This window comes from Synoicihabitans lomoniglobus (assembly GCF_029023725.1).
Taxonomy (GTDB): domain Bacteria; phylum Verrucomicrobiota; class Verrucomicrobiia; order Opitutales; family Opitutaceae; genus Actomonas; species Actomonas lomonigloba.
The window spans coordinates 1,822,733-1,849,609 of record NZ_CP119075.1 but is presented as its reverse complement, the minus strand read 5'-3'; the positions used below and the strand labels follow the sequence as shown (position 1 = coordinate 1,849,609).

The window sequence follows — 26,877 nt, the reverse complement described above, 5'->3', positions numbered from 1 at the left end:
AGTTCTCCCGGCAACAAACGGCCGACGGGACAATTCACTTGCCTATGATAAGGCCCGTTAAACACTTATCGTTTCACCACTCAACTCACCCCCAATTGTGAGCAAAAACAAGACTTCAACCACCGCCGAAAAGGCCTCCGACAACGCCAAAGCCGCCATCAATGCGGACATGTCTCCGGAGGCCAAAATTGAGCTCTACCGCCAGATGCTGCGCATCCGCCGGTTCGAGGAACGTAGCCTCCGCGCCTACCAAGGCAAAAAGATCGGCGGCTTCCTCCACCTGTATATTGGACAGGAAGCCGTTGCCGTCGGCTGCTGCTCGCTTATGGGCGACGATGATCACGTCATCACCGCCTATCGCGACCATGGCCACGCCATCGCGGTGGGCATGGACACCAAGCCACTCATGGCCGAGCTCTACGGCAAAGTCACCGGTTGCTCCAAAGGCAAGGGCGGCTCAATGCACTACTTCTCCCCGGAAAACAATTACTGGGGCGGCCACGGCATCGTCGGCGGCCAGATCCCGCTCGGCGTCGGCCTGGCTTACGGCGTGAAGTATCAGGGCAAAAAGGGCGCCGCCATGGCATTCATGGGCGACGGTGCCGTCAATCAAGGTGCCGTGCACGAAGCCATGAATCTCGCGGGTCTTTGGGACCTGCCGTGTATTTTCGTGATCGAAAACAACGGTTACTCCATGGGCACGTCCCAGGTGCGCTCCTCCGCCGGTCCCGGCCTCGCCGAGCGCGCCGCCGCCTACGGCATCCACTGGGCCAACTGCTTCGGCCACGATGTCTACGAAGTGCGCAAGACCATGAACGACGTTTTAGTCCGCGCCCGCGAGACATCCAAACCCGCCGTCGTTGAGATCGACACTTACCGCTACCGCGGCCATTCGGTCGCCGATCCGGACAAGACCTACCGCACCCGCGACGAGATCGACGAATACCGCAAAAACAAGGATCCGATCACCCTCTTCCAAGCCACCCTGCTCGCCGAAGGCGTGCTCACCGAGGAGTCGGCCAAGGAAATCGACCAGGCTGCTCGCCAAGAGGCCGAAGCCGCAGCCGAGTTTGCCGAAGCCAGTCCGTTCCCCACGCCCGACGACATCCAATCGGACGTCTATTGGGAAGCCGACCATCCCGATCAACGCACCTCCCAAGGTCGCCTCTTCTTCAGCTAAATTTCCCCGCGAACCATGTCTCAACTCACTTATCGCGAAGCGGTCCGCGCCGCTCTTTCCGAGGAGCTCACACGCGACGAAAACGTCGTGCTCATGGGCGAAGAAGTCGCCCAATTCAACGGAGCCTACAAGGTCTCCGAAGGCCTGCTCGAAAAATTCGGCGACAAACGCATCGTCGACACCCCCATCTCCGAAGCCGGCTTCATCGGAGCCGGAATTGGTGCCTCGATGTTGGGGATTCGCCCCGTCATGGAACTCATGTTCTGGTCGTTCTATTCGGTCGCCTTCGACCAGATTCTGAACAATGCGGCCAACGTGCGCTACATGTCCGGTGGTCTGATCAATTGCCCGATCGTCATCCGCGGTCCCGCCAACGGCGGCACCAACGTGGGTGCCACCCACTCCCACACGCCCGAAAATGTGCTCGCGAATCACCCGGGCGTGAAAGTCGTCGTCCCCTCCACGGCCGCCGACGCCAAAGGACTGCTCAAGAGCGCCATCCGCGACAACGATCCGGTCTTTTTCCTCGAGAACACCATTCTCTACGGCGAGAAGGGTGAAGTCCCTGACGACGAAGACTTCCTCATTCCGCTGGGCTCCGCCGACGTGAAACGCGAAGGCACCGATCTCACCATCGTCACCTACGGTCGCTGCGTCCTGCACTCCCTCGCCGCCGCCGAAAAGATCGCCGCCGACACCAAGGCCTCCGTCGAGGTTGTCGACCTGCGCTCCATTCGCCCGCTCGACGTCGACACCGTGCTCGCCTCGGTCGCCAAGACCCACCGCGTGCTCATCGTCGAGGAACAAAAACCGTTCGCCTCCGTGGGATCGCAACTCGCGTTCATGATCCAGGAAGAAGCTTTCGACGAGCTCGACGCCCCGATTTCCCGCGTGACCACGATCGACGCTCCGGCGATCTACAGCATGCCGGTCGAGGTCGAACAACTCCCCAACGTCGACCGCGTGGTCGCCGCTGCGCTCAAGGTCCTCAAAGCCTAAGCGAACCCACCTTATTACTTCTTACTTCACACTTCTGACTTTCTGACCATGGCCGACATCATTGATATGCCGAAACTCAGCGACACCATGACGGTGGGCACGCTGGTAAAGTGGCTTAAAAAGGAAGGCGACGTTGTCGCCACCGGCGACATGCTCGCCGAGGTCGAAACCGACAAAGCCACCATGGAGCTCGAGAGCTTCTTCGACGGCACGATTCTTAAGATCTTTGCCGACGAAGGCGCTCAGGTCGAAATCGGCGAACCGCTTTGCGCGGTTGGCGAAGCCGGTGAAGAAGTGGAGGCTCCCGCCAAAAAGGAAAAACCGGCCCCGGCGGCCGAGGAGAAAGCCCCCGAGGATGAAAAACCGGCGGCTGAGTCCACCCCTGCTGCGACGCCTCCGCCGCCGCCCCCCGCGCCCGCTCCTTCTGCTCCGACCGAACCCGGCAAACGCGTAAAAATCTCTCCTCTCGCCCGCAAGTTGGCCGCGGAGAAAGGGATCGATCCCAGCCGTATCACCGGCACCGGCACTGGCGGCCGCATCGTGCGCGCCGACGTGCTCGACGCCGAGAAAAACGGTGTGTCCGGCGGTGGCATGTCCGGCTCGGGCCATATGGTCAAAGGCCCCATCCAAGAAGATAAGGTCGTCGCCGTCTCCGGCATGCGCGGCACGATTGCGCGCCGCCTCGTCGAATCCAAGACGCAGATCCCTCACTTCTATCTCGATATCGAGGTCGACGCCGGTCCGCTGCTCGCTCTCCGCGCCCAGCTCAACTCCGGTTTGGAGTCCGAAGGCATTAAACTTTCCGTCAATGACTTCATTCTGAAAGCCAGCGCCGAAGCCCTGCGCAAGGTGCCCGCGGTCAATTGTTCCTGGGAAGGCAAAGAGGTCCGCCACCACAGCCGTGCCCACGTCTCGTTCGCCGTCGCCCTGCCTGACGGCCTCATCACGCCCGTCGTCTTCGATGCTCACGTGAAGTCGGTTTTCGACATCAGTGTCGAAGCCAAGACCCTCGGCAAAGCGGCCAAGGCCAAGAAACTGCAACCCAATCAATACACCGGCGGCACGTTCTGCGTGAGTAACCTCGGTATGATGGGAATCAACAGTTTCAAGGCCATCATCAACCCGCCCAACGCCGGTATCCTCGCCGTGGGCACGACGGTTGAAAAACCGGTCGTGGTGAACGGCCAGATCACCATCGGTCACCGCATGAATCTCACCCTCTCGTGCGATCACCGCGTCGTCGACGGGGCCGTCGCCGCTCAGTTCATGGTCGCCCTGCGCGAAATGGTTGAAAAACCCGCCCTGCTGCTCGTCTGAATCGATTTCAAACGCGTCAATTTTCAACCGGCACGAGTTTCTCGTGCCGGTTTTTTTGGGCCGCGCCACCCAGATTCGAGTCGTCCCTTCACCCCCGGCATGCTGGAGAAATTAACCCGGTCTGAACCTCAAACTTCTGCTATTTCGAAATAGCCGTCCCCTTGCTCCCGTGGCCTCGAGCGGGAGTAAATTACCTTAAAACAACCATTTCTTTGGTGGGTATATCTGCGGATTCTTGGGAAAGATTATCTTGATTCATAGAAACTTATTTATCATTTATTGACAGTATCTTAGAGCACTTTGGGTTTCTCTCTAATCAGTATTTACCCCTACAGACTGATCAGCCCTTCCCGTTATTTCGGATTCAAATGTCCCTTCGGCTCCATCTTTCACGCATGGAGGCTTGTGGCCACTCCATCAGGAATCCCAGCCCACAACAAAACGATGAAATCCCACCCCACCCGTCCGATTACCGGTCCCCCTAGCCGCCTCGTGACCTACCTCGCCGCCGCCATTATCACGATAGCGGCGTTTGCCAACGCTCCCGCTGCGCGAGCTGAAACCCAAACGCTCACCGTCTTGGGCGCCAATGGCACGGCTGGGGCGATCGACACCTACTCCGAAGCCTCCCGGGACCAGGTCACCTGGGGTCCGGCTTACTTGTTCACCGGCCACCCTTGGGGCAACGTCCAGGGCACTAACGCGTGGTTGAATTTCGATCCGGACCCCGCCGCCGGGGTTGGCACCAACGACGATCACGCCTTCACCTACTACCGCATCCGCTTTGTCGCTCCGGCCAGCTGGGTCGGCGACCCGTCGATTGCCATTCAAATGATCGCGGACAATCGCGGACACGCGACGCTCAACAACACCTTCCTCGGCACCATCGATGGGAGCGGAAGCTTCGCCCCCTCCGGTGCCGCGCTCGTTCCGGGCGTGAACTACCTCTACGTGACCCTCGAAGACTGGGGAGGCATCAACGGTATCAACTACCGCATCGACATCAGCGTTGATTCCGACGACGGCTTCATTCTCGCCGAAGTCACTGATACCGACATCGACGGACTGAACAGCGACGAAGAAGCCGCGCTCGGCACCGACCCGGACAATCCCGACACCGATGGCGACGGCGTGCTCGACGGCGTCGATGAGCATCCGCTCGACGCCTCGCCAGAGCTCCTGGCCCAGATCGCTGAGCTGGAACAACTGCTGGCGGATTGCGACGACTACGTCGCCCTGCTCGAACAGCAACTCCAGGCCTGCAACGCCAACTCCGTCGGCCTCGCCAGTGACTTGGACGTCGCCCGAACTCAGATTTCCGTTCTGACCTCCGAGCGCGACGACTGCCTGGCCATGAAGGCAGACCTTGAAGCACAACTCGCGGCGGCACTCACCGCCAACAGTGTGTTGCAGGACGCGCTGAACGCCGCCAACGCCACGATCTCCACCCAAGCGGGCGATCTCGCCTCCGCCTACGCCACGATCACGACGCTCTCGGCCGAGCTCGCCAGCTCCGGCGCGACGATCGCGAGCCTCACGGCCGATCTCGATGCCGCCAATGCCGAGATCGATGCGCTCAATGCCGACCTCGTCATCGCCAACGATCAGATTGACACGCTCACGACCGAACTCGACGACGCCACGGCCCAAATTGCTACGTTGACGGCAAACCTCAGTGCGGCCAACGCCACCATTGCAGGCCTCACCACTGATCTCGCCCACGCCAACAACACGATCGCCGGCCTCGTGGCCGATCTCGAGGCGGCCAACGGACAGATTAATATCCTTACGGCTGATCTCGTTTCCGCCAACGCCCAGATCGACGGTCTGACCTCCGACCTCGCTACCGCGAACGGACAAATCGATACGCTCACGAGCGAGTTGGACGACGCCAATGCCCAGATCACTACGTTGACCGCAGACCTCGGCTCGGCAAACGCTCAGATCGCTGCCTTGACGCTCGATTTGGCCGCGGCCCAAGCCACGATAGCCGACCTACAGGCCATCATCGCCGCTCAAACCACCTTGCTTGGCTTCATTGACACCGACATCAGCGCCTACGAGCAATACCTGCGCGATACGTTCCGCGATCCAACGTTCCAAATCGCGGGCGATAATTCGGCGGAAAAAGTGTCCGCGCTCATCGCCAGCCTGTTCGAGATCAATCGGGGTGATACGCTCGCGATCTATCGGGAGCTCGGCGGCGACGTCGGTTACAACGACCATCATGGTAAATTCGACAAGGGAAAGTCCGATAAATCATCGAAAGGTAAGTCGGATAAATCCTCCAAAGGTTCGAAATCAAAATCAGGTAGAGGCCGGCACTAGCCCTCGCCCCTCTCCTACCTCCAGTTCATCGAGCCCGCCCTTGTTCAGGGCGGGCTTTTTTGGGTTGCGCCGGGTTCGGTCGCGACGCCGTCGCAATCGGCCGTTGATTGAATTTTTCGACCACCCGTCAAGCAGCGGCGTCCGCCGATCAAACTACAGCTGCGCCAGGGAACTCACCTCGCCGCGCACTTGGGACGTTACCGCTGCCCGCAACCGATCACACCGACGAGGACTCCCTGCACCGTGAGGCTCTCGGCCGGTATGAGATCCTGATAGGTCGGATTCTCGGCACGTAAAAAAAGTCGGCGACCTTCTCGCACCATTCGCTTGAGCGTGGACTCGCCATCGATCAATGCTGCCACGATCTGTCCGGGCAAACCCGGCTCGGCTCGCAAGAGCGCCACATCCCCATCAGCGATCTGCGCGCCGGTCATCGAGTCGCCGCGCACCCGCAACGCAAACAATCCCTTGGCCGACCTCAGGCCAAACACCTCTGGATCAATCCGGACAGCTTCATCAGCCAGCTCCGGATTGTCGCCCGGCAGACCGGCGGGTATCGTCCCGAACAGCGGCACGTTGTGAAAGTAGCCCTGCACCTCCTTGGCGTTGGTCGCCGCCCAGGTGCGACCATCGCCGGTTTGAGAAACGTAACCTTTGCGAGCGAGCGCCTGCACGTGTTTGCGCGCCGCATTGTGACTGGCAAAACCGAATTCCTGACAAATTTCCCGCAACGACGGCGGACGAGCATGCTGGGTTTGGTGCCGCACAATAAAGGAGAACACGTTCTCCTGAGCTTCGGTTAATGAAGTGGCCACACGCAGAGGTGTCCATTCGGACACCTCTCGTCAAGCGTGCGTATCGTCGATGGCCAAAATTCGATCAGCACTGATCCTTCCAGGCCGAACCGACGCAAAGTTCACGGATTCAACTCCTGCAGTTTCGCTTTGAAGAAACGTCCCTGATTACTGGGGGTGAAATCCCAATCCAGCAGCAGGTTCGGGGTCCAGATCGTGTCGAACACCCACGGGGTCCAAGAGATGCCGCGTTTCTCGAAGAAATTGATGATCGCTTCGCCGTAGACCTCGTCGCCGATGACGGGGTTGTGCGAGCCGCGTTCCTCGGCGCTCATATAGCCAAATTCGGTGGCAACGATGGGATGACGCTCTGCGACAAACCCCCAAATCGCCTCCCAGTCGTGCTCCCAATCAGCACTCTTCATCGGATAAGGGTGCGTCACGTAGGCGACATTCGGCGCCTCGATCGGTTCGTCGCGCACGTGGCGCAAATCGTAGCCCCAGTTAAAGCCCGCCACCAACGCGATCGCCGTCGGATCAATGTGGTGGATCATGTAGATCAAGTCCTCCACGAACACTTTGTAGTCACTCCATGGCAGTCGCCCAAACGCACCGCCGCGGTTGGTCGGCTCGTTATAAAGTTCATAGGCCACCACGGTCGGGTTGTTGCGGTAGCGCTGGGCAATGGTATTCCAGAACCGAAAGGTCTCGTCCTTGCTCGTGATGTATTCCGGGCGGTGATACACACCGGTCAGCACATTGCCGATCGTGTGCCAATCGATGATGACATACATGCCGAGTTCACCCGACCACTGCACGGCCTCATCGATGAACTGGAGGAAACGTTCCTCGCCCCAGCGATGCCACCGGTCCGGCTGCACCATCACGCGCACGACATTGGCATTCCAGCTGGCGGCCTGCTCGAAGTAGCCGCGATTCCACTGCCCCCGGTCGAGCAGCTCGCCCGGGTCGGACAACGCCAGCCCCCGCAGCACCACCGTCTCCCCGGCCTCGTTCACAAACCGGTTTCCCTCAACGGAGATGAGTGAAAGCTTGGTCTCAGTCTCCAGCGCGCTGCGGCCATCGCTGAATGTCGTCTCCGCCGCCATCCCGACACCGCCGGAAAAAAACAAGAGTCCGGCCACAATTAATGACGGGGTGAATCGAAGGGGTTGGGTTATACGCACGAGAATGGGTTCAACCATTCGCGATGCTGACACAACCTCGATCCTCGCCGAGGTGGTCAATGTTTTGCAAAGCCCGCGCCCCTCCCAGTATCGACACCGGATTTCCCTGGAATCATTCTCTGCTCTCTCGCCTCCCACGCCCGTGCCCCGCGTCTCATCCACTTCTCTGATCCGTTCCCCGTTGCTGCCAGGAGTATCGGTCTGGGCGGCGATGGTGATAGTGATGGTGGCACTGACTGGTTGCCAATCACGTTCGGGGTCCGCGGTCTCCTCCCCCCAAACCTTCAATCGCATTCCCAGCTATAACGGCCGGACGTTTTCTCCCACGGAGCAAGAGGTCGCCCTGGTGACCTTGCGCGGCTGGCACGCGACGCTGCGTCACGCCAACCAGCTCTACGAACTCGATCGCTATGATCGTCGCATGGGCCGCAGTTTTCGTAACCAAACCCGCGATCTTTTTCCGACGGTGCCCGTCGACATCGATCGAGACGATCCCGGCTTTTATACGGTCGCCATCGAAACCGTAACTTTACCTCAGGGAAATTACGCCTACGTGGTCTACCGGGTCGGCAATCGTTACGACACGGATGAATATGCCGACGTTTATGAATACCGCGACAATCGCTGGGTCCTACTGAACCACTACGCCATCGCCCACGGGTTGATGAACTCGGTGCTGATGGATTTCAGTTGGGAAGCCTATTGCGAGGAAATGGGTATTGTCTCCGCCGCCGCCGCGACCGACGCGCCTTAACCGCCGACGTCTCATCAGTCCGGTGAACCCGGCGGGCAAAGTCAGTTGGTCAGCCGCCCACGTCGAGACGAGTGAGTCGAAAAATCAACCTGCGTTGATCGTATCAAACACCACAACCTTGGACCACCGGTGCGAATGTTCGTCGATGAACTGCTGGTGCAGCGGATGAGATTGGTAGGTGGCCTGATCTTCCAAGCTATCGAAGAGCAGTATCTCGGAGGCGTGATAACTGTTTTCCACCACCTCGCGTTTTTCGGTCGAGGCCGGCACCCCGACATGAACGCCCTTCACTTGCGGCACTGCCCCCAGCCCCTTGATGCCGGCGAGCAGCGCCTGTAAATCCTCCTGTGAGTCGGGGTTTTTGAGCCAAAAGAAAACGTGATGAACGAGCGTAGTGTCTGAGATCATGGAAGATTGAGGAGGAGGTTTTTGTGCATTCAAGCCGACGGCCACCGCGGCGGTGGCCGTGGCTGAAGCGGCGATGAAGGCACGTCGCGAAAAATGGGGGTTATCAGTGGCCATGGCTGGATCGAGTCTGCAGCAGGCTCACTGCCACTGGAACGCAAAATATCGCGACGGCTTGTCACCGTGGGTGAAGAGCGTGTGCGGGTCGTTGGCCGCGATGAAATATACGTCGCCGGGCTTACCCTCGTAGCGAATGCCGTTCATTTCCAGATCCACGTGCCCGTCGAGCATGATGACCATTTCCTCGGCGTTGTGGGTGTGAACCGGATGGTTTTGCACGCCGCCCATCAAGGTGGATTCATGCAGTTCAAACAGACGCAGCGTGGAGGTCGATCCATTGAAAAACCCGCGCCAACCGCCCCGGGGATTGGCGGCGAAGGCGACGTCTTTTTCGTCGATGATGCGCGAAGTGAGCCGCGGTTCACGTCCGCCCCGGGAGTCCTGCTGCCAACGACTCTTGTAGCGCAAAACGTAGTAGGTCACCGGCACGTCCCCCGCATTGCTGCAGCCATGCTCATCGCCGACGAGGGCGACGGCGACACTGCCCGGACCGACGACCTTGGTCTCACCCGCGATGGTCACTTTGAGGAGCCCTTCTTTGACAATGATCAGCTCTTCCAGATCAGTGTGTGTGTGCGGCGGATGCGGCGCTTCACCGGGATTCAGCGTCGTCGCATGAACCATCATGTTGGATACATCCGCGCCTTCGCCCTCGAATATCGCCCGACGTGCGCCGGTCGCGGTTTTTTCGACGGCCAACTCCGTCCATTTCCATACTCCAGATTTAACCATGTCCTTTCCGGATAAGGTAAAAACAGTGGTAAGGGCAAACAGACAGGAGAGAAAGGGTTTCATAGGAAGAGGGGTTCAGCCACGCCAACAGCGCACGACGGTCACGAGCCACACAATCGGCCGCTTGATTCGGGTGCAAACCGCCGGTCCACCAGACATGCCAATCGTTAAACTTAACCGGAGCTCGGAGTTGCCAGGACGAACGGGTGTTTTCACATTCCTGCCGTGACGCGTTCGACCTGCCGATTTTTGTTAGTGGTATTTGCCATGGGGGCCACCGCCGTCCTGCGCGCCGCCCCCGAGGTGACCGCGCCCCCGGGAGATCTGCCCGCCGCGCTGGCCCTCTTCGCGGAGCGTCGCTACGCCGAGGCGCAGCCGGTTTTTGAAGCCGTTTTGGCGGCCAATCCCCACGATACCACCGCCCTGCTCCACCTGGGTAAACTCGCCGCCAAGCGCCGCGAGCGCGAACTCGCCGTCGATTATCTCGGTCGAGCTCTCGCCATCGCTCCCGACGACCCATTGCTTAACTTCGAATACGGGGCCGCGTGTTCGATCCACGCAGGAACCATGGGCACGTCCTTCAAGGCGCTCGGAGCCGCCCGACGCGGACGCCAGGCGATGGAGCGGGCCGTCGCGCTGGAACCCAGCAATCTGATGTTTCGACAAGGTCTGCTCGAATACTATGCCGAGGCTCCGGGCATCGCCGGCGGCAGCATGCGCAAAGCTTATGAGCAGGCCGATGCCATCTCCGCCATCGATCTCAATCAGGGAGCCTTTGCCCGCGCCAATTTGCATCGTATTGAAGGTGATATGATGTCGGCGCTGCAAACGCTCGCCGAGGTCATCGATCGCTCTCCCGAAAACTACTTTGCCCTCTACCAGTTCGGTCGATGCTCCGCAGCCTCCGGCATCGCTTTGGAACGCGGCCTGTCCTCCCTGCAAAAATGTCTGGAACTGCCGGCACCGGACAAAGGTGCTCCCCCTGCTTACGTATGGTGGCGCATTGGCCAGATCCAGGCGCAGCTCGGCGACAAGTCGGCGGCGCGACTTGCTCTATTGCAGGCGCAAAAACTTTTGCCCGACGACGCCAAACTCGCCGCCGAAGTCGCCGAGCTTGATGCCGTCGACGCGTAGTCGCGGGTCGAGAGCAGACGTTAATTGGTCGCGCGCGGCGCATTTTTCACGGCCGATCACCCGCTGCTCCCCGCGCGGATTTTGCGTAGTCTCTACGCAAATACCGAACCGCCGTGTGGGTGCAATTTGCAATGTCTTACGACTGGCATAGCGCGCAATTTCCCCCTAACCTTTACAAGGTGAGATGAGACGAAAATGTTCCCAGTTGTTGATACTGATGTCCTTGGCTTCCGCAGTCTTGGTGGGACAAACGGTGACAATTGGATCCGGCGGCATCACCAATACCAGCGCTTCAGACTACGTCATCAACGACAACGTCCAACTCTCCGCCCACCAGACATGGGACGCCCAAGCGGGTGACATCGTCATCACTGGTGATATCAACGGTAACTACAAGAAGCTGACCGTCTCTGGGTCCGAGGACACCACGCTTTCCGGTGTCCTATCGAACCTCACCTATTCCAACGGGCTCTCCAAAACGGGCACCGGCACGCTCTTTTTGGAAGGCAGCAATACCTTCGGTGGCACCGTCAGTTTCCAAAGTGGCACCGTCGAACTCTCCCACAACAACGCCCTCGGCAGTAGCACGTGGGGCAACACGGTGCAATCCGGCGCCGCCCTAGCGCTTTCCGGTGGCATCACCGTCACCGAGGGCAGTTTCAATATCGCGGGTAACGGCACGGGCTCCGGCAGTCTCGTAAACGTCAGCGGCAACAACACATTCAGCTCTTCCCTCACTTTGACGGGAGACGCCATCTTCACCAGCGCCCAGGACACCATGACGCTGAATCAGACCGTTTCCCAAGGTAACTATGACCTTACCTTGCAGGGCTCCGGCAACTGGAACGTCAGCAGCAACGTCGGCGCCAACAGTGGCGGCACCCTTTATCTCTCCGGAGATGGCAATACCTCCATGAGCGGCAACCTCAACGTGAGTGGCGGTGTCGTCATCGACAACCACGGCACCACCGATCTTTCCGGTAACTTAAACCTCGGTTCCAGCAGCCTGACCATTCAGGGCAACTCCAACGCCACCCTCACCGGCGGCCAAGTCAACGCGAGCGGAGGTCTCGTCATCTCCGACAACGCCAGTGCCAACATTTCGAATACGCTCAACCTCGGCGGTGCCGACATCACCCTCAGCTCCGCCGGCACCATCGCTCTCTCCGGTTCGCAAATCAATGTGGGTAACATCGCCCTCACCGGCGCGGGTGAAACGACCTTTGCCACGCAAATCAACGCGAACTCGTTCACTCAAACCGGCAGTGGCACCACGACGTTCAGCGGCACGGGCAACAATTACTTCGGCAGCGTTTCACTCGAGGGCGGCACGATCATTTCCAATCAAGACGGCGTGGCGTTTCACACCAACGACCTCACCGCCAACAACGTCGATCTGCAATTCGCGTCCGACAACCAAATCCCCGCGTGGACCGAGGTCACCCTGGAGGACAACGTCAGCCTCTACTTGAACGGCACCAGTCAAACGTGGGACCAGCTCACCATCACCGGAAACTCCGTCATCGATTTCGGCGCCGGCAATGGCTCATTGACCATCGGGTCGCTCGTCATCGACTCCAGTGCCAATCTCACGATTCTGAATTGGCAAAACGAGGACGGAACCTTCGACGTCTTCAATGCCCAGATAGATGCGTCGGGCTCCACCCCCAACATCACATTTTCGGGCGGCGGCGGCGGCGTATGGGATCCCGTCACGGGTGACATCGTGCCCGTGGGCGTCGTGCCAGAACCCGAGTCTTACGGCGCGGTGTTTATGGGTCTGTCGCTCTGGGGTTGGTTGGCGGTCTCCCGGCGCAGCCACCGCACCCGCCGGGCGGATCGATCTTAGCCCGCCTCGTTCGATCGCACCCGGTTCCATTTCGCGAATGGACCAGATGGAGGTCCGACTTGCCCGACCTCTCCCGCCCGGACCATTTGTGCAAAGAATGGCAATTCCGGCTCCGCGGGGCGGTCGCGGCGTCGGCTGGCAGCGCGAATGCTCCTTTCACCGGATGAACCTTCAGCCTTTCCCGGGGAAATAAGCGCCGCCGACCGATGACTCCACCAGCCGCGCCATCCCCTCCGCCCCTCTGCACCGCTGACGATGCCACCTTCTGGGCGTGGCACCGTTGGCCGGAGTTTTCCCGTTGGGTCGATCCTGCAGATACCCTGGTGATCGTTCCTCTGGCCGGCATGGCCGACTGGGGCCTGGGACACGGTCTGGATGCCGAGGAAACCATGCTCACCCATCTGTTACGCACGACCCTCCAACAGCATCCCCCCGCGCCGGGTAAACTTCTCGTCACTCCGCCATTGCGCTTCGTATTCGGACCGGCCGACTCGTGTGCGTTTTCCATCGATCCGCCCACGTTTCATCGCCTGCTCGACGAGGTCGTTGAATCCATCGCGCTTTCAGGGTTTCGCCGTATTGTCCTCATCAACTCCAGTCCGTGGAACGAGGAAATCACGGCCGCCGCCGCCCGCGACCTGCGCATCAGTCGCGGTCTGCAAATGTTCCGTATCAGCCTCAGCGGACTGGGGCTCGATTTCCGCCCCGGGGCCGGTGGCGACCATCGCCCCTTGCAGACGCTGATCACCGCGTTCTCCGGTCGATCAGCCGCCGATCCCGACGCGCTGAATTGGGACGAAGCCGCGGCGGCCGCTCCCGCCATCCTCGCGCCCATCATCAAGCGACTTGCCGGCTTGATCGCCGAAATCAAAGCCTGGCCGCCTCTGCCGGACCACGGACGAATTCCGCCCGCCATCGCCCCATGAATTCCACGCCGCCGTTTCCTTCCTACCGCGATCGTTATCTGCCCGCCATGAGTCTCGCTCAGATCGAGGCGCTGACCGACAAAGCGTGGGCGCCCGTGATCATCGCCACGGGGGCCATTGAACAGCACGGTCTGCATCTGCCCGTCGCGGTCGACGCACTCATGGGACAGGTCTGGCTCGAACGCCTGCTTCCGCTGCTCGACACCACCACGTCCTGCTACGTGGCGCCGCCCATCACAATCGGAAAGAGCAACGAGCACACCGGTTTTCCCGGCACGCTATTCATCTCCAAGGACACCTTGCGCGCCTTGCTCCTCACCATCGCACGGCAACTGCACACGTGGGGGTTTCGTCACATCGCCATTCTCAACACCCACGGAGGCAACACCGACGTGATTCTCTACACGCTGCATGAGATTCGAGCGGAATTGGGCCTCGGCGCCGCCATGCTGCGCAGCGGGATCGACTTGAACCTGCCACTTCGCGAACAAACTCTGGGCATGCATGCCAACACGGCCGAGACCGCCTGGCTTCAAGCGGTGGCGCCGCAATATGTCAGCATGGACGACGCCGTGTGCGAATATCCCGACCCGGCGGCGTCCGCCGGACAACTGCGGCCGGAAGCCGCGCCGGCCACATTTGCCTGGGTCACGGCGGACGTGTCTCGTTCGGGGGTCATGGGTGACGCGCCCGCCGGCACCGCCGATCGCGGCGAAGTCTGGCTCGCCGCCATGGCTGCCGGTTACGCGCGTGCCATTGACCACATGGCGGCGCAGGCCCGAACCACGCCCGCCGGATCGGCATGAATTCCCCGCATGCGAATCTGCCCATGCGGAGCTCACCACCGAAGTCGTTTTAGACGACCTTGAGAGGAAAACGCCACGAACCGACCGGACTGCCCGTCGGCTGGCTTCAATTATGCTCAGCACTCGCCAGCTGACCGCCCAAGGGAGACGCATCGTCTCACAGCGTCAGCGCCCAGGATTATCCACACCATGCTTAGATCCGTTGCGGATTACCCGATGGCAGGTTACCATCAGGGAATCCATCAACCCGGCAAGTTCCACCTCATGACTTTCGCGGACAGTGAACGCGAAGGGCATGACCGGCACGTCCCTCATCGGCATGATTTCTTCGAACTCGTCTGGCTCCGCACCGGCAGCGGACGAGTTTGTTGTGATCTCGAGGGGTATTCGTTCCACGCCAACTCGCTGCTGATTCTGTCTCCCGGACAGGTTCATGCCTGGCGATTCACCAGCGAAACTCAGGGTCAGATCGTCGGCTTCTCGCCGGAGTTTTTGGCCGTCAACAGCGAGCATCCCGGCCTGTTGGCCAAGATGCCGTTTCTCTATCCCGAGCACCTCGATCCGATCCTGTATCTGGATACACGCGAAGGAGAACGCATCGATGGTTTGTTCGCGCAACTCAACGATCTCGCCCAAGTTCCCGCGCCCGGTCGCGACGACGTGGTGCGCGGCTTCCTGCTCGTGCTGCTCAGTTACATGCGGCAACTCTACGCGCACCGGGAGCAGCTCGCTCCGCGTCCGCGACACGAGAACGAGTTGTTGGTGCAACGCTTCCGGCTCGCCTTGGAGGAGCACCTGCCCCGCGTGGTCGAGGTGGGTGAGTTTGCCGAGTTGCTCAATGTATCGCGCACGCACCTGAACAACGGACTGCGCCGTTTCACCGGCCGCTCCGCCAGCGAGTTGATTCATGAACGCATGCTACTCGAAGCGAAACGGCGCTTGCTGCACTCCTCGCTCACCATCGCTGAAATCGCCTACGAACTGCAGTTCCAGGACCCGTCCTACTTCGGGCGATTTTTTCGCAAATACACCGGGGTCACTCCGGGCGAATATCGCGGCACCGCGCAGCACGAGGCGTTGGCGAGCTAGTGCTCCGCCCGCGCCAGGTGACGCTGGTTTAAAACAAATCGGCCGCGGCGATTCCGCCGCGGCCGATGAACTACTGACTAAACGAAAAGGTCAGGGACGATACGGCAGACTGATCCGGGCCTTGGCCGGCCACGGGAACACCGTTTCGCCTTCCTCCGGGAACGGCATCAGCGCGAGCTTCTGCAGCTTTCCAACACTGTCGTCGAAATACTCGGTCCACAGGATCATCTTGCCATCAACGATCCGACCGATGCCCAGGGTCGTTTCCCACTCGGTGAAATTATCGGACAGATACGTGGCCTGATAATGCCACTCCACCGCAAACCATTCACCGTCGAACACGTAGGACTTGTTGAAAATTTTCCAGTCCTTCGTGATCTGATTCTTGAACCACTGCGCCTGCACGTATTGCTCGTGAAACCGATTGCTGCGGCCGCCCGGAAACGCGCCTTCCCAATCGGGATGATAGTAGTCCCACCAAGTCTCGCCGTAGAGTGGTATCCACTCCGCGGAGTCGTTGGTGTAAACCTCCATGGGCTTGGTTTCGGCGGCGGTCGCGCTCGCGGTGCCGCCGGTGACGAGGGCGCACAGCGCCAACAGATTTCGAATATGCATGGGATGGGAGTTCAGTCGATGGTGTCGGGTCGCAGCCAAACCGAGGAAGGCCAGGGCGTGATGCCACCTTCATCGAGCGGCAACTCGCCGGCTTTCTGGCGCGCGGCCAGTTCGGAATCCCAATACTCCTTAAAGAGCACGATTTTCCCGTCGGCCACGCGACAGACCACGCCGGTCCCGACTGCGAACCGTTGCTCGGTGGCGCGATCGGTGGCGGCAAACTGGTAAGCCGTGACATAACGATCACCGTCGGTGATGAAGAAGTCCGCGAAGTAGATTTTGATGTCGGTCTTTTCCGATTGGTAGTCGCCGAAGAGCGCCACCACCTCGTCATAGCCGAGTCGTCCGCCCGGATAGGCAAACAGGACGTCCGGGTGCAACGCCGCCTTGAAGGTGACGGCGTCGCCCGTTTCCCAGGCTTTGAGGAAACCCTGGATCAGAGCTTTGGTTTCCGCCCTTGCCGCATCCGCCGCCGGGGCGACATTCGCTCCGGCGAGCGTCGCCCCGAGGACGAACAATCGAAACCAACGTTGTAGGAGTATCCCGGACATCGTGCGTGCGCCTCAGGTTCAGAATTTAAACTTCACGCTCAGCTGCGCCTCGATGGGCTCGGCTTTGGTGACGATCATGGTCGGAGCAAAGGAAGCGCCGATGAAGTAATCCTCATCCGTGAAGTTGTTGAGCCGCAGGAAGACTTCGTAGCGATCGGTGCGGTAGAACAAGTTGGCGTTCCACACCGTAACCTCGGGCAGTTTCAACGTGTGTTCGTCGTTCAGCCAAAACGATTCCTTGTAGCTCGGACCCACGCCGAGACCGAAACCGTTTTGGAAGGTCAACACGGCGAACAAATTGGCCGAGAACAACGGATAACCAGAGCGCTCGTTGCTCGGGTTGGCGTCGTAGCGATCGCCGCTCACGACATCGTAGACGATGGCACCGGCGTAGAGCGCCGTTTGCTCCGGCGTCATGGGCGAGGTGGCGAACGGGAAGCCGCCGTCGTAGGTCGCCTTTTGCTCTCCAAAGCTGCCCACGATGGTGAACATGGGCGTCGGCGCATAACTGAATTCCACTTCATAACCTTCCGACGTGTAGGCGGATTCATCGACCGCCCCGGTGGGAAGATCGGCCAACGTGGACTTCTCGAATTGGTAAACGGCGAACGAGCCAAAGAGCTTGCCGTCCAGCAGACTGGTTTTGATGCCACCTTCGTAGAAAGGCGCCTCGACGAAGTTGCCGTCGCCGTTGTTGATACCGCCGGTTTGGCCCGGCTGTAGCGCCGTGCCTTGCTGGATCGCGGCATACAGGGAAAGCGAGTTATTGATGGTCAGGATCGGGTTGACCGAGACGCTCGCGTAGGTCTCTTCACCATCGCGGTAAGCGTCGGGCGAGGGCGATTCCTTCGGCGTGCCGCGCGTGGAGTAGTTGGCACTCTCGACCCGGGCGCCGCCGTAAATGGCAAACGATTCCGTGAGGTCGGCTTTGAACTGACCGAAGGCACCATACTGCATGAGCTTGGATTCGCTGCCACCGACGAGTTGCCAATCGAGTTGCGGACCGGCGAGCACGATGGATTGCGGGGTGATGGTCGGATTCGCGATGTTGCGGCGATTGAATGGCTCGACGAAGAAGTCGTTGGCGTCGTTGTTGTAGGAGTAGCGCACATCCGCGCCGTATTGCACCGCGATCTTAGCTCCACCGATTTCGAGAATGTCGTCGACCGCGAGCTTCGTCTCCCAGGAGTGCGCATCGGAATCGTGCGCGAAACCGTAACTGGAGAGCTTCTTGGTCGTGATGTATTCGAAGAAGTTCTTCACCGAAATTTTCCGATCGCTTTCGCCCTGCCACACGAAGTCCGTGAAGTAGATGAACGTCTTCGAATCGGCGTAATCGCTGGGGTCCGACAGCACGGTCTTGCCGTCGATTTTTTCGGTGAACAAACCGCCCCCGGCATCGAAGTAGTCCTGGGTGTATTTGTAGCCGTAGAGACCACCGTTGTAGAAGATCGGCGTGGCCATGCTGGCGGCACCGTTCTCGTAGGAAAAGTTCGGACCGGTCGGAGCGCCGAACGCATCGAGGAAATAGGCGGTCGGCACGACCAGCGCGAGGTTCGGATCCTGCACGCCGAGTGCGACGGCGTTTTGCGTCGGGAAAAACGCACTGATCAAATCGTTGTCGGTGAATCCGCCGTAGGCGGCCGAAGTCGTATTCGGGTCCATTTCGCCGATGATGTAGTCACCGTTGTCGATCAAGGCTTGGGTCACGCGATTCCAGCCGGCGTTTTCGTTCGACTGGAAGCTGTAATACTCCGCCCCACCAAAGACGCTGAGGTTTTCGCTGAGCTTCGCTTTGGCCGCCGCATACACCGAGATGTAGTCGTTGCCGACATCGTTGTAGTAGCTGTCGGCATCCTGATTGGTCACCGACAGGCGATACGCCATCGGCTTGCCGGCCACCAGCACCGGTCCCCCCACATCGATCTGGGTATTATAGTAGTTCCAATCGCCGATCGTCACTTCGACCGAACCGCGGAACTTGTCGAAGTAAGGCGTCTTGGGCACAAAGTTGACGTAACCGCCGGAATTCGTCGGACCGAATTGCGCCGGCGATGGGCCTTTCACGAGATCCATGGATTCCAACGAACCAAACGAGGTGGGCGTCTCATTCTGATTGGGAATACGGCGCATGCCGTTGAAATAGACTCCCGCATTGTCGCCGCGGATAAACGGCAGCCCGGGAATGCCAAAAATGTTCGGACGCGTCAGACCGGCGCCCACGCGATCCAGATCATCGAAGCCCTTCACGGAAAACTGCTTCATGGCTTCAGGCGTCAGCACGGTAATGGAGCGAGGCGTGCCGAGCGCGTCCTGCTCGCCCAGAAAGACCGAGCCGATCGGGCGCGAGTTTTGCAGCAACGTGTCGGAGCCGGAAATGTTGGATTCCTCCAGGATGAATGCCTCCAGCGAAAGCACTTCCTCATCCGTCGTGGAGGTCGCCTGCGCCAGGGCGCCGGAAGCAAGGGTGAGCGAAGCAAGCGCCGACCCCAAGATTCGGATACGCTCGCCGCGGATGTTCAATGGGTTCATATGCATAGGTGTGTGGGTTCAGTAGTGTTGGCGGGAAGGTTGATAAAATCCGTGCCGCATGACTGCTCCTCTAGCATGAAGCCCACCCAATCGGGGCCAAAGTGCGGTGCACGCGTGGAATATTTGCTCAGATTGTGGGACATATGAGAAATGGACCCTATTGGGACTCGGTTGGCCCCGGCGCACCGGCTTGGCGAACGCGTTGATTTACCTCGATTCGGATGCCCGCAAAGTCGTGTTTTAGCGTTTCTCCGGCTGCGACCACCCGCTCACCGCCAATGTAAACGCCCGTCATGTGCTCCTGCCCCGCCATAAAGGCGAGCGTCGCGTAAGCGTCAAACACCACGCCGAAGTCAGTGGGATCAATCACCACGAAATCGCCAAATTTACCGACTTCGAGGCTGCCCACTTTATCGGCGACGCCCATGGCGTCCGCACTGCCCCACGTGTGCATGCGCAGCACTTGGTAAGGTGACAGCACACTCGCATCGCCATACTTGGCCCGCACCGCGTAGAGCCCGGTGCGCACATTTTCCCATGGGTCGGCGCGATCCGCACTGGCCTGCCCGTCCACGCCCATGCCGATCCGGAGACCTGTTTTGAGATAGAGCGGTATATCCGGCGTGCCCGAAGCCAGCCGACCGTTGGACAGCGGATTCCACGACATCGAAGCTCCCGCTGCCACCGCTTGCTCAAGTATCCACGGATCGACGTGGATGAAGTGACCGAACAAAATCTTATCCGTGATCAGCCCTTCGTCGATCATCCACCGGAAGCGACTGCGTTCTTCATACTGGTCGGGCGCCGACTCCAGAAAATGCAAATGGTTGCCCAGGGCGAAGGTGCGTGCGATGGCGGCTTCGGTTTCGGCCGCATTGGCCGTGTCGCGGAAGGCGGCCGTGCCATTGACCATCACCCGGAGCAATTGATCACCCGTCGGCTGCGAATCCATCCAGTCGAGGAACGATTGAACTTCCGCGATGGCTTCCGCGGGTTGCGGCACCTCGCCCCATCCGCCGAAATTTTGGCCGTGCACAAATCGCACCCCTGACTCCATTTCACCGCGCAATTGCGCCTGCGCCATCTCCCGCTCCGCCCAGCCTCCATAGTTGAAATTGTAAGTTGAGGTGATGCCGTGGCGCACGTGATCGAGCGCGCCTTGCAGGGTAAACCAGTAAAAGTCCTCCGGTTGCGCGTAACGCGCGTGTTGCAGATAAAGCGCATCGACCCAGCCCATGAGCGTTTGATCGGCGGCGAGCCCTCGCCAGGCACTTTGCCAGAGGTGACTGTGGGCCGGCACGAAGCCGGGCAGAACCCACGCGCCTGCCAGATCGACGATATTCTCGGATTCCCATCCGGCGGCGCCGCCCGGGCCCACTGCCAGAATCCGACCATCGTGACCGATTACCAGATGACCATCGAATGGGTCCGGCTGCCCCTCCGCCATGGTGAACAGTTTGGCGTTGGTCACGATAAGTTTGGCGGAGTCGGCCGACGCCCATGACGCCACTAGCACCAATCCCAGCAACGAAACGAGTAGTGCGCGCGATCGATTGAACAACATGCCGTCTGCTGAGCGTCTCCCGCGCCGCCCCGCGCCCCGATCCACACTTTTACCAAAAACACCATGACCCACCACGCCACGCGCACGCCGCAAGCTGCCTCACTGCCATGTCGTCCCTTTCGTTACGCCGTTGTTTGCTGCGGGTATTGCCCATCCTCGCACTGTCGTCCGTTCTGTCATCACCGGCCGCCGCCACGTTACTGGTCAAGAATGCTCAGCTGATTACGGTCGATCCCGTCCAACCCGTGACCATGAGCGGTTGGTTTCTGGTCGGCGACGACGGCCGGATCGCGGCACTCGCGGCCGGACAGCCCGGTGATGAGGTGTCGGCCGATGAGGTCCTCGACGCAGCGGGTCGCATTGTCGCCCCTGGTTTTATCTCGGCTCACAGCCACCTCTACATGAGCCCGGTCCGCGGCGTGGGTTTCGACTCCACGCTCTACGGCTGGGGCCGCGCCCTCGGCCCCATCCTCCGCCGCACCACCGGCGACGACATATATTGGTTCACCCTGCACGGCTCGCTCGACTTTTTGCGCAACGGCATCACGACCGCCTACGATTTCACCAACTCCGGCGTCAATTACACGCCGGCAGTTGGTCTCAACGAAAAAGTTCCCTACGGTGTGCCGCGCGAGGGTCCGTTTGAAGAAAACCAGATTCGCGCCAAAGCCGACGCCGGGCTCCGGTTTGTAAACAGCGTCGGACTACCGCGGGTCGGCGCTCCGGCCGAAACCCGCGCCCGCTATGAAAACGTCCTGACATTTTTCAACGCGTTTGCCCGCGACGAACCGCTGGCGCTGAAAATGGCCATCAGTGGCGGCGTGCAACGCGCACCCGATATCGGGGCCGCTCATCTCGAAGCCGCCCTCATGCACGACCATGGACTGATCAACCAAAGCCACTTCCTGGAGAGCCCGGAACGCGTCGCCGAGCAGCAGGCCAAGTTCGCCTGGTATGAGGAGGCCGGAGCACTCGGCCCGCAGATGATTTTCGGACACTTCATTCAGGTCACCGACGCGATTGTGGCCAAAGTTGCCGCCACCGACTCGCGCATGTGTTGGCAACCCACATCAAACGGGCGTCTCGCTTCCGGTATTCCCGATGTCACCGCTTATCGCGCCGCCGGCATCAAAGTCGGGATCGGTCTCGATGATCAAAGCTGCACCGACATTTCCGACCCGTTCCAAAATATGCGCATCGGCATGTATACCATGCGGGCTCTCCATAGCGACGCCGCCGCCATGCCGGTGGGCGATATGCTTTTCCTGCACACGCTGGGCAGTGCCCAAATTTTGGATATCGACGCGGACGTCGGCAGCCTCGAGGTCGGCAAGTTTGCCGATTTTCTCGTCGTCGATCCACGCGCGCCCGATACCGGACCGATTCACAATCTGCTCGCCACCTACGTGCTCGCCTGTGGTTTGCGTAACCTTGATCTCGTCTACGTCGGCGGCCGCCGCGTCGCGGCCGGCACGACCATGCTCAGCTACGACGAATCGATCGTGCGCCACGAAGTCGACACCCGCATGGCCCGCATCAAAGCCGACATCGCGGTATCCGAAAGGTAGGGCGGTCTCGCCGAGACCGCCGTTCCAACCACTACAGGTGCGCTCGCGCCGACACGCCTTACCAACGAGCCACGCCGTTCGATTTTCCTACGGCCCCCGATAGGCCCCGGCGATCGCCGCCTCGGCCGCTTTGGCTGCTTCCACATCCAACGCCGTCAGCAAATTACCTTGGTCGTGTGTGGTGAAACCCAGGTAAACCTTGCCGTAAACATTCCGAATTTCCGGGTGATGATCGAGCTTCTCCAGCGGATACGAAATTCGCACAATTAACGCGACAGCTTCGCGAAAATTCGGCGTCGCGAAAACCTTGAACAATACGTTGTCCGCCACTTGCCATCCCGGTAACTCCGTGAGCGCCGCCGCGATTTCTGCCTCAGACAGCAACCGCGTGCGCTCCGGATTCAGCGTCTCGTAAACGGGCTCCAACCCCAACTCCGCGCTGTCGACCGCCATGAGCGGCAGCGCGGCCAACACTCCCAGCGCCAATCCGATCGATACACGCTTCCTCAGGTTTTGAAAAATCATGTCGTTGATCGAGCACAGCATGTGCCTGATCGGGCTCGCCCAAATTCCCCGGTCATAATTTCACCAAATATGCCAGTCAAAGCCATGCGACTGCGCACGCGCTAAGCTAGTAGCCCCACATGGTTTCGAGGTTGATTAGACGCTCCCTGCTCCGCGCCCTCCCACTGGCCTGCCTCGCGGCGATGGCATTTTCCGCCGACGCCACGTTACTGGTGAGCAACGCCACGCTCATCACCATGGCCGACGATCAACCGGATCCATTCGTGGGGTGGTTCACCGTCGGTTCCGACGGTCGCATCATCGCCCTCGCGCCGGGCGCACCGCCCGACGACGTCGCGGCCACCACCACGATCGACGCGACCGAAAAGCTGGTCGCGCCGGGTTTCATCTCCGCTCACAGCCACATCTTCATGAGTCCGCTCCGCGGGCTGGGGCACGACGTCACCCTCTACGGCTGGTTTCGCGCCTGGGACCGCTACCTGCGCCATTCCACGGCCGAGGACATCTATTGGTTCACGCTGCATGGCTCGCTCGATTTTCTGCGCAATGGTATCACCACCGCCTACGACTTTTCCTACAATGGCGGCGTCGGTCCACCCGCTATCGGGCTCGGCGAAGTCGTGCCCCCGCCGCGGCTCAAACCCGGTCCGTTTGAGCAGAACCAAATCGAGGCGCGCATCGATGCCGGCCTGCGCTCCATTGATAGTATCTTCATCTTCGAGTTCGACACCTTGTCGGAAACGCGCGCGCACTTCGAAACCTTGTTGGACTACGGCCATACGAAGGCCGCCGAAAACGATCTGCTCCTCAAAATGGCCATCAGTGGGCGCGTCCAGTTTGAGCCGCACAAATCCACCGCGTTCATGGAGGCCACCTTCATGCGCGACTACGGCTTGCTCAACCAATCCCACTTCCTCGAAAGTCCTGAGCGCGTCCCCGAACAGCAGCAGAAATTCGAGTGGTATGTCGAAGCCGGAGCCCTCGGCCCCCAGCTCATTTTTGGCCACTTCATTCAGGTCAACGACCACATCCTCGACACCGTCGCGGCCAGCGGTGCCAAGATGTCCTGGCAACCCACGTCGAATGGGCGGCTCGCCGACGGCATCGCCGATGTGGTGGAATATCGCCGTCGCGGTATTCCCGTCGCCGTCGGCCTCGACGATCAATCCTGCACCGACGTTTCCGATCCGTGGCAAAACCTGCGCATCGGACTTTATACGATGCGCGGCTTGCACGAGGACGCCACCGTGCTGTCCGTCCACGACATGCTCCGTCTCCACACGCTTGGCAGCGCCGAGGTGCTCGAAATCGACGACGATGTCGGCAGTCTCGAACCGGGTAAGTTTGCCGATTTTCTCATCGTCAATCCCCGCCACCCCGACACCGGACCGGTCTACGATCCCCTTGCCACCTACGTGCTCGCCACCAGTCTGCGAAACCTCGAACAAGTCTACGTCGGCGGAAAACTTGTCGCCGATGGCCTGACTTTCCCGGGTCACGACGAAGCCCGCCTGCGCCGCGAAATCGATACCCGCACCGACCGCCTGCGGGCGTTTGCCATCGCGGACGACTTTGCGCTCGCCGCCGCCAACGCCCAACGTGAAGGCGATCCCGCCGCCGCCATTACCCACTATACCGCCGCCATCGCCGCCGCGCCCGGCTACGCCGATCCCTACATCGACCGCGGCCTCACGCACTTCGGCCAACGCGACTACGCGGCGGCCGCCGCCGATTTCAAAGCCGCCGTCGCCGCCGATCCCACGTCGGCTCGGGCGCTGATCTACCGGGGCGATCTTGCCTACCGCTACATCGAGGGAGACTTCGCCGCCTGCGCGGCCGACTACGCCCGCGCACTCGCCATCGATCCCCAGTTTCACGGCTACCACGCTTACACTGCCGAACTCTACCTCTACTCCGGCGAACCCGCCCGAGCCGTGGCCGAAGCCGCTCAAGGCATGGCGCGCGAACCCGCTTCACTCATTCATCAGATCAATCTCGCCCACGGACTACTCTTCACCGGAGACGTCGCCGCCGCCCAGCGCATCTACGTGGAACTCTCCGATGAAGAAATCGCTCCCGGTCGCAAAGGCGCGGCGTTCGCGCTCGGTGACTTTCGTCTGCTGGCGGAAAAAGGTGCCGTGACCTACCCCGAGATTGCCAAACTCACGCCCTGGCTCAAAACTCTCGTTCGCCCATGACTCGCATCCTCGACTGCCACATCCACGCCTACCCTCCCGAGGTCTTCCACAACCCCCGCGCCTGGGGCGAAGCCCATAACGAGCCGTGGTTCACCCACTGCGTCGCTCCCGTCGGCAAACCCACCATTCAAGCCTGGGCCGATACCGACACGCTGCTGCGCGACATGGACCGCGCCGGGGTCGAAAAAGTCGTCATGCTCGGCTGGTATTGGGAGCATCAGGAAACCTGTGAGATCCAGAACCAATGGTTCATGGACTGGCACCGCGAACACCCCGATCGTATCCATGCTTTCGCGACGGTTAAACCCAGCTCCGGCCAACGCGGTCTCGACAATGTCAATCGCTGCCTCGACGCCGGTCTCTGCGGTCTCGGCGAGCTGTTGCCGCAGGCGCAGGGGTTTTCCTTTCAGGACGATGACTTCGCCAAACTCGTCGAGGTCGCCGTCGCGGCCGACGTGCCGTTCAACCTGCACGTCACCGATCCGCTCATCATCGGCGAGGCCAGCACGATTCCCACGCCGCTGGGCGACTACCTGCAGCTCGCCATGGATTACCCGGAAGCGACGTTCATTCTCGCTCACTGGGGCGGCGGCATTCCGTTTTTCGAGAACAACCCGCGGGTTAAGAAACACCTTAAAAACGTCTACTACGACACCGCCGCTTCGCCGCTGCTCTACGACAAGGAAATCTTTCGGCACGTCACGTCGATGATTGGTCCCGACCGCATTCTCTTTGGCACCGACTACCCGATTATGTTGCACCCGCGCGATTCCAAGGACGCCGACTTTGCCCGCATGATTCAAGAAATTCGCGACGCCGGCCTCACCGCCGATGAGTTCGACGCGATCATGGGCGGCAACTTATTAAAACTGCTCAAGCTGGACTGAGCCCGCCATGGCCACACCAACCACGGAGCACGATCCGTTCGCCGAACTGACCGGCGAGGAACGCGAAATTACGTTTCACGATTCGGCCTCAATCGGCGGCGCGCCGGTGGCTTACGTCATCGTGCTTGCAACCGTCATCGCCGTGCTGTCGTTCATCCCGTTCTCCATCGTGCTGTCCGGTGGCAGCAGCTTCCCCATGGCGCAAGGCGTTTACTCGCTCAACGGCTGGTTGCTCGGTCCGTGGGCGGGATTTGTCGCGAGTGGCATTGGCGCGCTGGTCGGAGTATTTCTCGCGCCGCACACCGCCGGGATACCATGGCTGGCCGTGAGTGGCGCGGGACTTGCGGCCCTTTACGCGGCCGCGCTGCACCCGACGGGACGGCGACCGTTGTGGGCCGGTCTCAGTGCCCTGACTTTGATCGGTTGGGTTTTGTTTTATCGCCAGGCCGTGGTCCTGAACGGCGTGAGTGCAGCGGTGTTTTTTCTGAGCTACCTCACTCACCTTTCCGCCACGGTATTGTTCATTGCGCCGACCCATCGTTGGATCGGGCGGGCCCTGTGCAGTCCCGATTTGAAGCGGGTCGCGCTTGGCCTCTTTTTCGGCACCTGGATCTCCGCCAGCCTGATGATGTTTTACATGTCGTGGTTGTCCTACGCGTTGCTCACCTGGCCGGAGGAGATTTTCTACATCTTCTTCGTGATGGTGCCGATCGAGAACGTCGCCCGCAGCGTCATCGGAGCCGTCATCGGCACCGGGGTGATCGCGGGACTCCGGGCCATGGCCTTGGTCAAACCGCCGGAGGCAAACTTCTAGCAG

Annotated in this window: 23 protein-coding genes; 14 read left to right on the top strand and 9 right to left on the bottom strand. The window is 60.4% G+C overall.

What is annotated here, in order from left to right; all coding sequences use genetic code 11:
* Positions 1-169: 169 nt before the first annotated feature.
* The 4 genes from pdhA to PXH66_RS07220 all read left to right on the top strand — a co-directional run bounded on the left by pdhA (position 170) and on the right by PXH66_RS07220 (position 5,824).
* Complete coding sequence (pdhA, locus tag PXH66_RS07235; protein ID WP_425609073.1) at positions 170-1,180, top strand: pyruvate dehydrogenase (acetyl-transferring) E1 component subunit alpha; 1,011 nt, start codon at positions 170-172, stop codon at positions 1,178-1,180.
* Positions 1,181-1,195: 15 nt separating this feature from the next.
* Positions 1,196-2,179: an alpha-ketoacid dehydrogenase subunit beta gene (locus PXH66_RS07230; RefSeq protein ID WP_330927991.1), complete on the top strand. Its 984-nt coding sequence runs from the start codon at positions 1,196-1,198 to the stop codon at positions 2,177-2,179.
* Between the two features lie 48 nt (positions 2,180-2,227).
* Entirely contained in the window at positions 2,228-3,496 is a 1,269-nt protein-coding gene (locus PXH66_RS07225) for a pyruvate dehydrogenase complex dihydrolipoamide acetyltransferase (protein WP_330927990.1), read from the top strand.
* A 444-nt stretch (positions 3,497-3,940) separates the two neighbouring features.
* A complete protein-coding gene (locus PXH66_RS07220; RefSeq protein ID WP_330927989.1) occupies positions 3,941-5,824 on the top strand; it encodes a coiled-coil domain-containing protein in 1,884 nt (627 codons plus the stop codon).
* Positions 5,825-6,021: 197 nt separating this feature from the next.
* On the opposite strand, the gene lexA is transcribed toward PXH66_RS07220, so the two are convergent.
* Positions 6,022-6,606, bottom strand: a complete 585-nt coding sequence (lexA, locus tag PXH66_RS07215) for a transcriptional repressor LexA (protein WP_345784025.1) — start codon at positions 6,604-6,606, stop codon at positions 6,022-6,024.
* Between the two features lie 134 nt (positions 6,607-6,740).
* Positions 6,741-7,763, bottom strand: a complete 1,023-nt coding sequence (locus PXH66_RS07210) for a glycoside hydrolase family 5 protein (RefSeq protein WP_330932298.1) — start codon at positions 7,761-7,763, stop codon at positions 6,741-6,743.
* 184 nt (positions 7,764-7,947) lie between these two features.
* Between PXH66_RS07210 and PXH66_RS07205 the strand changes: the two genes are divergently transcribed.
* Positions 7,948-8,559, top strand: a complete 612-nt coding sequence (locus PXH66_RS07205; RefSeq protein ID WP_330927986.1) for a hypothetical protein — start codon at positions 7,948-7,950, stop codon at positions 8,557-8,559.
* An 84-nt stretch (positions 8,560-8,643) separates the two neighbouring features.
* On the opposite strand, the gene PXH66_RS07200 is transcribed toward PXH66_RS07205, so the two are convergent.
* Positions 8,644-9,081 (bottom strand): Dabb family protein, encoded by a 438-nt coding sequence (locus PXH66_RS07200; RefSeq protein ID WP_330927985.1) that lies wholly within the window; start codon positions 9,079-9,081, stop codon positions 8,644-8,646.
* A 24-nt stretch (positions 9,082-9,105) separates the two neighbouring features.
* Complete coding sequence (locus PXH66_RS07195) at positions 9,106-9,816, bottom strand: cupin domain-containing protein (RefSeq protein ID WP_330932297.1); 711 nt, start codon at positions 9,814-9,816, stop codon at positions 9,106-9,108.
* Between the two features lie 225 nt (positions 9,817-10,041).
* On the opposite strand from PXH66_RS07195, the gene PXH66_RS07190 reads away from it, so the two are divergent.
* The 5 genes from PXH66_RS07190 (at position 10,042) to PXH66_RS07170 (ending at position 15,620) form a co-directional block, all read left to right on the top strand.
* A complete protein-coding gene (locus PXH66_RS07190; RefSeq protein WP_330927983.1) occupies positions 10,042-10,950 on the top strand; it encodes a tetratricopeptide repeat protein in 909 nt (302 codons plus the stop codon).
* A 217-nt stretch (positions 10,951-11,167) separates the two neighbouring features.
* Positions 11,168-12,799 (top strand): beta strand repeat-containing protein, encoded by a 1,632-nt coding sequence (locus tag PXH66_RS07185; RefSeq protein ID WP_330927982.1) that lies wholly within the window; start codon positions 11,168-11,170, stop codon positions 12,797-12,799.
* A gap of 206 nt (positions 12,800-13,005) precedes the next feature.
* Positions 13,006-13,725 carry a creatininase family protein gene (locus PXH66_RS07180; RefSeq protein WP_330927981.1) on the top strand — a complete coding sequence of 240 codons (720 nt, stop codon included), beginning with the start codon at positions 13,006-13,008 and terminating at the stop codon, positions 13,723-13,725.
* Entirely contained in the window at positions 13,722-14,531 is an 810-nt protein-coding gene (locus tag PXH66_RS07175; RefSeq protein WP_330927980.1) for a creatininase family protein, read from the top strand. The genes PXH66_RS07180 and PXH66_RS07175 overlap by 4 nt, the downstream gene beginning before the upstream one ends.
* A 189-nt stretch (positions 14,532-14,720) precedes the next feature.
* The gene (locus PXH66_RS07170; protein ID WP_330927979.1) at positions 14,721-15,620 is read left to right on the top strand and encodes an AraC family transcriptional regulator; all 900 of its coding nucleotides are present in this window, start codon (positions 14,721-14,723) and stop codon (positions 15,618-15,620) included.
* Between the two features lie 90 nt (positions 15,621-15,710).
* Here PXH66_RS07170 and PXH66_RS07165 read toward each other — a convergent pair whose 3' ends face one another.
* The 4 genes from PXH66_RS07165 to PXH66_RS07150 all read right to left on the bottom strand — a co-directional run bounded on the left by PXH66_RS07165 (position 15,711) and on the right by PXH66_RS07150 (position 20,882).
* A complete protein-coding gene (locus tag PXH66_RS07165) occupies positions 15,711-16,235 on the bottom strand; it encodes a nuclear transport factor 2-like protein (protein WP_330927978.1) in 525 nt (174 codons plus the stop codon).
* An 11-nt stretch (positions 16,236-16,246) separates the two neighbouring features.
* Entirely contained in the window at positions 16,247-16,786 is a 540-nt protein-coding gene (locus tag PXH66_RS07160) for a nuclear transport factor 2 family protein (protein ID WP_330927977.1), read from the bottom strand.
* 18 nt (positions 16,787-16,804) lie between these two features.
* A complete protein-coding gene (locus PXH66_RS07155; RefSeq protein ID WP_330927976.1) occupies positions 16,805-19,318 on the bottom strand; it encodes a TonB-dependent siderophore receptor in 2,514 nt (837 codons plus the stop codon).
* Positions 19,319-19,475: 157 nt separating this feature from the next.
* A complete protein-coding gene (locus PXH66_RS07150) occupies positions 19,476-20,882 on the bottom strand; it encodes an amidohydrolase family protein (RefSeq protein WP_330927975.1) in 1,407 nt (468 codons plus the stop codon).
* Positions 20,883-20,989: 107 nt separating this feature from the next.
* On the opposite strand from PXH66_RS07150, the gene PXH66_RS07145 reads away from it, so the two are divergent.
* Positions 20,990-22,450: an amidohydrolase family protein gene (locus PXH66_RS07145; protein WP_330927974.1), complete on the top strand. Its 1,461-nt coding sequence runs from the start codon at positions 20,990-20,992 to the stop codon at positions 22,448-22,450.
* Positions 22,451-22,537: 87 nt separating this feature from the next.
* Here the strand turns inward: PXH66_RS07145 and PXH66_RS07140 are convergent, their stop codons facing one another.
* The gene (locus PXH66_RS07140) at positions 22,538-22,996 is read right to left on the bottom strand and encodes a 4a-hydroxytetrahydrobiopterin dehydratase (protein WP_330927973.1); all 459 of its coding nucleotides are present in this window, start codon (positions 22,994-22,996) and stop codon (positions 22,538-22,540) included.
* 110 nt (positions 22,997-23,106) lie between these two features.
* On the opposite strand from PXH66_RS07140, the gene PXH66_RS07135 reads away from it, so the two are divergent.
* The 3 genes from PXH66_RS07135 to PXH66_RS07125 are packed head-to-tail and all read left to right on the top strand — an operon-like array spanning position 23,107 to position 26,874.
* Positions 23,107-25,173, top strand: coding sequence for an amidohydrolase family protein (locus PXH66_RS07135; RefSeq protein WP_330927972.1), 2,067 nt, complete (start codon positions 23,107-23,109; stop codon positions 25,171-25,173).
* Positions 25,170-26,060 carry an amidohydrolase family protein gene (locus PXH66_RS07130; RefSeq protein WP_330927971.1) on the top strand — a complete coding sequence of 297 codons (891 nt, stop codon included), beginning with the start codon at positions 25,170-25,172 and terminating at the stop codon, positions 26,058-26,060. Before PXH66_RS07135 ends, PXH66_RS07130 begins: the two co-directional genes overlap by 4 nt.
* 7 nt (positions 26,061-26,067) lie before the next feature.
* A complete protein-coding gene (locus tag PXH66_RS07125) occupies positions 26,068-26,874 on the top strand; it encodes a hypothetical protein (RefSeq protein ID WP_330927970.1) in 807 nt (268 codons plus the stop codon).
* Positions 26,875-26,877 lie beyond the last annotated feature (3 nt).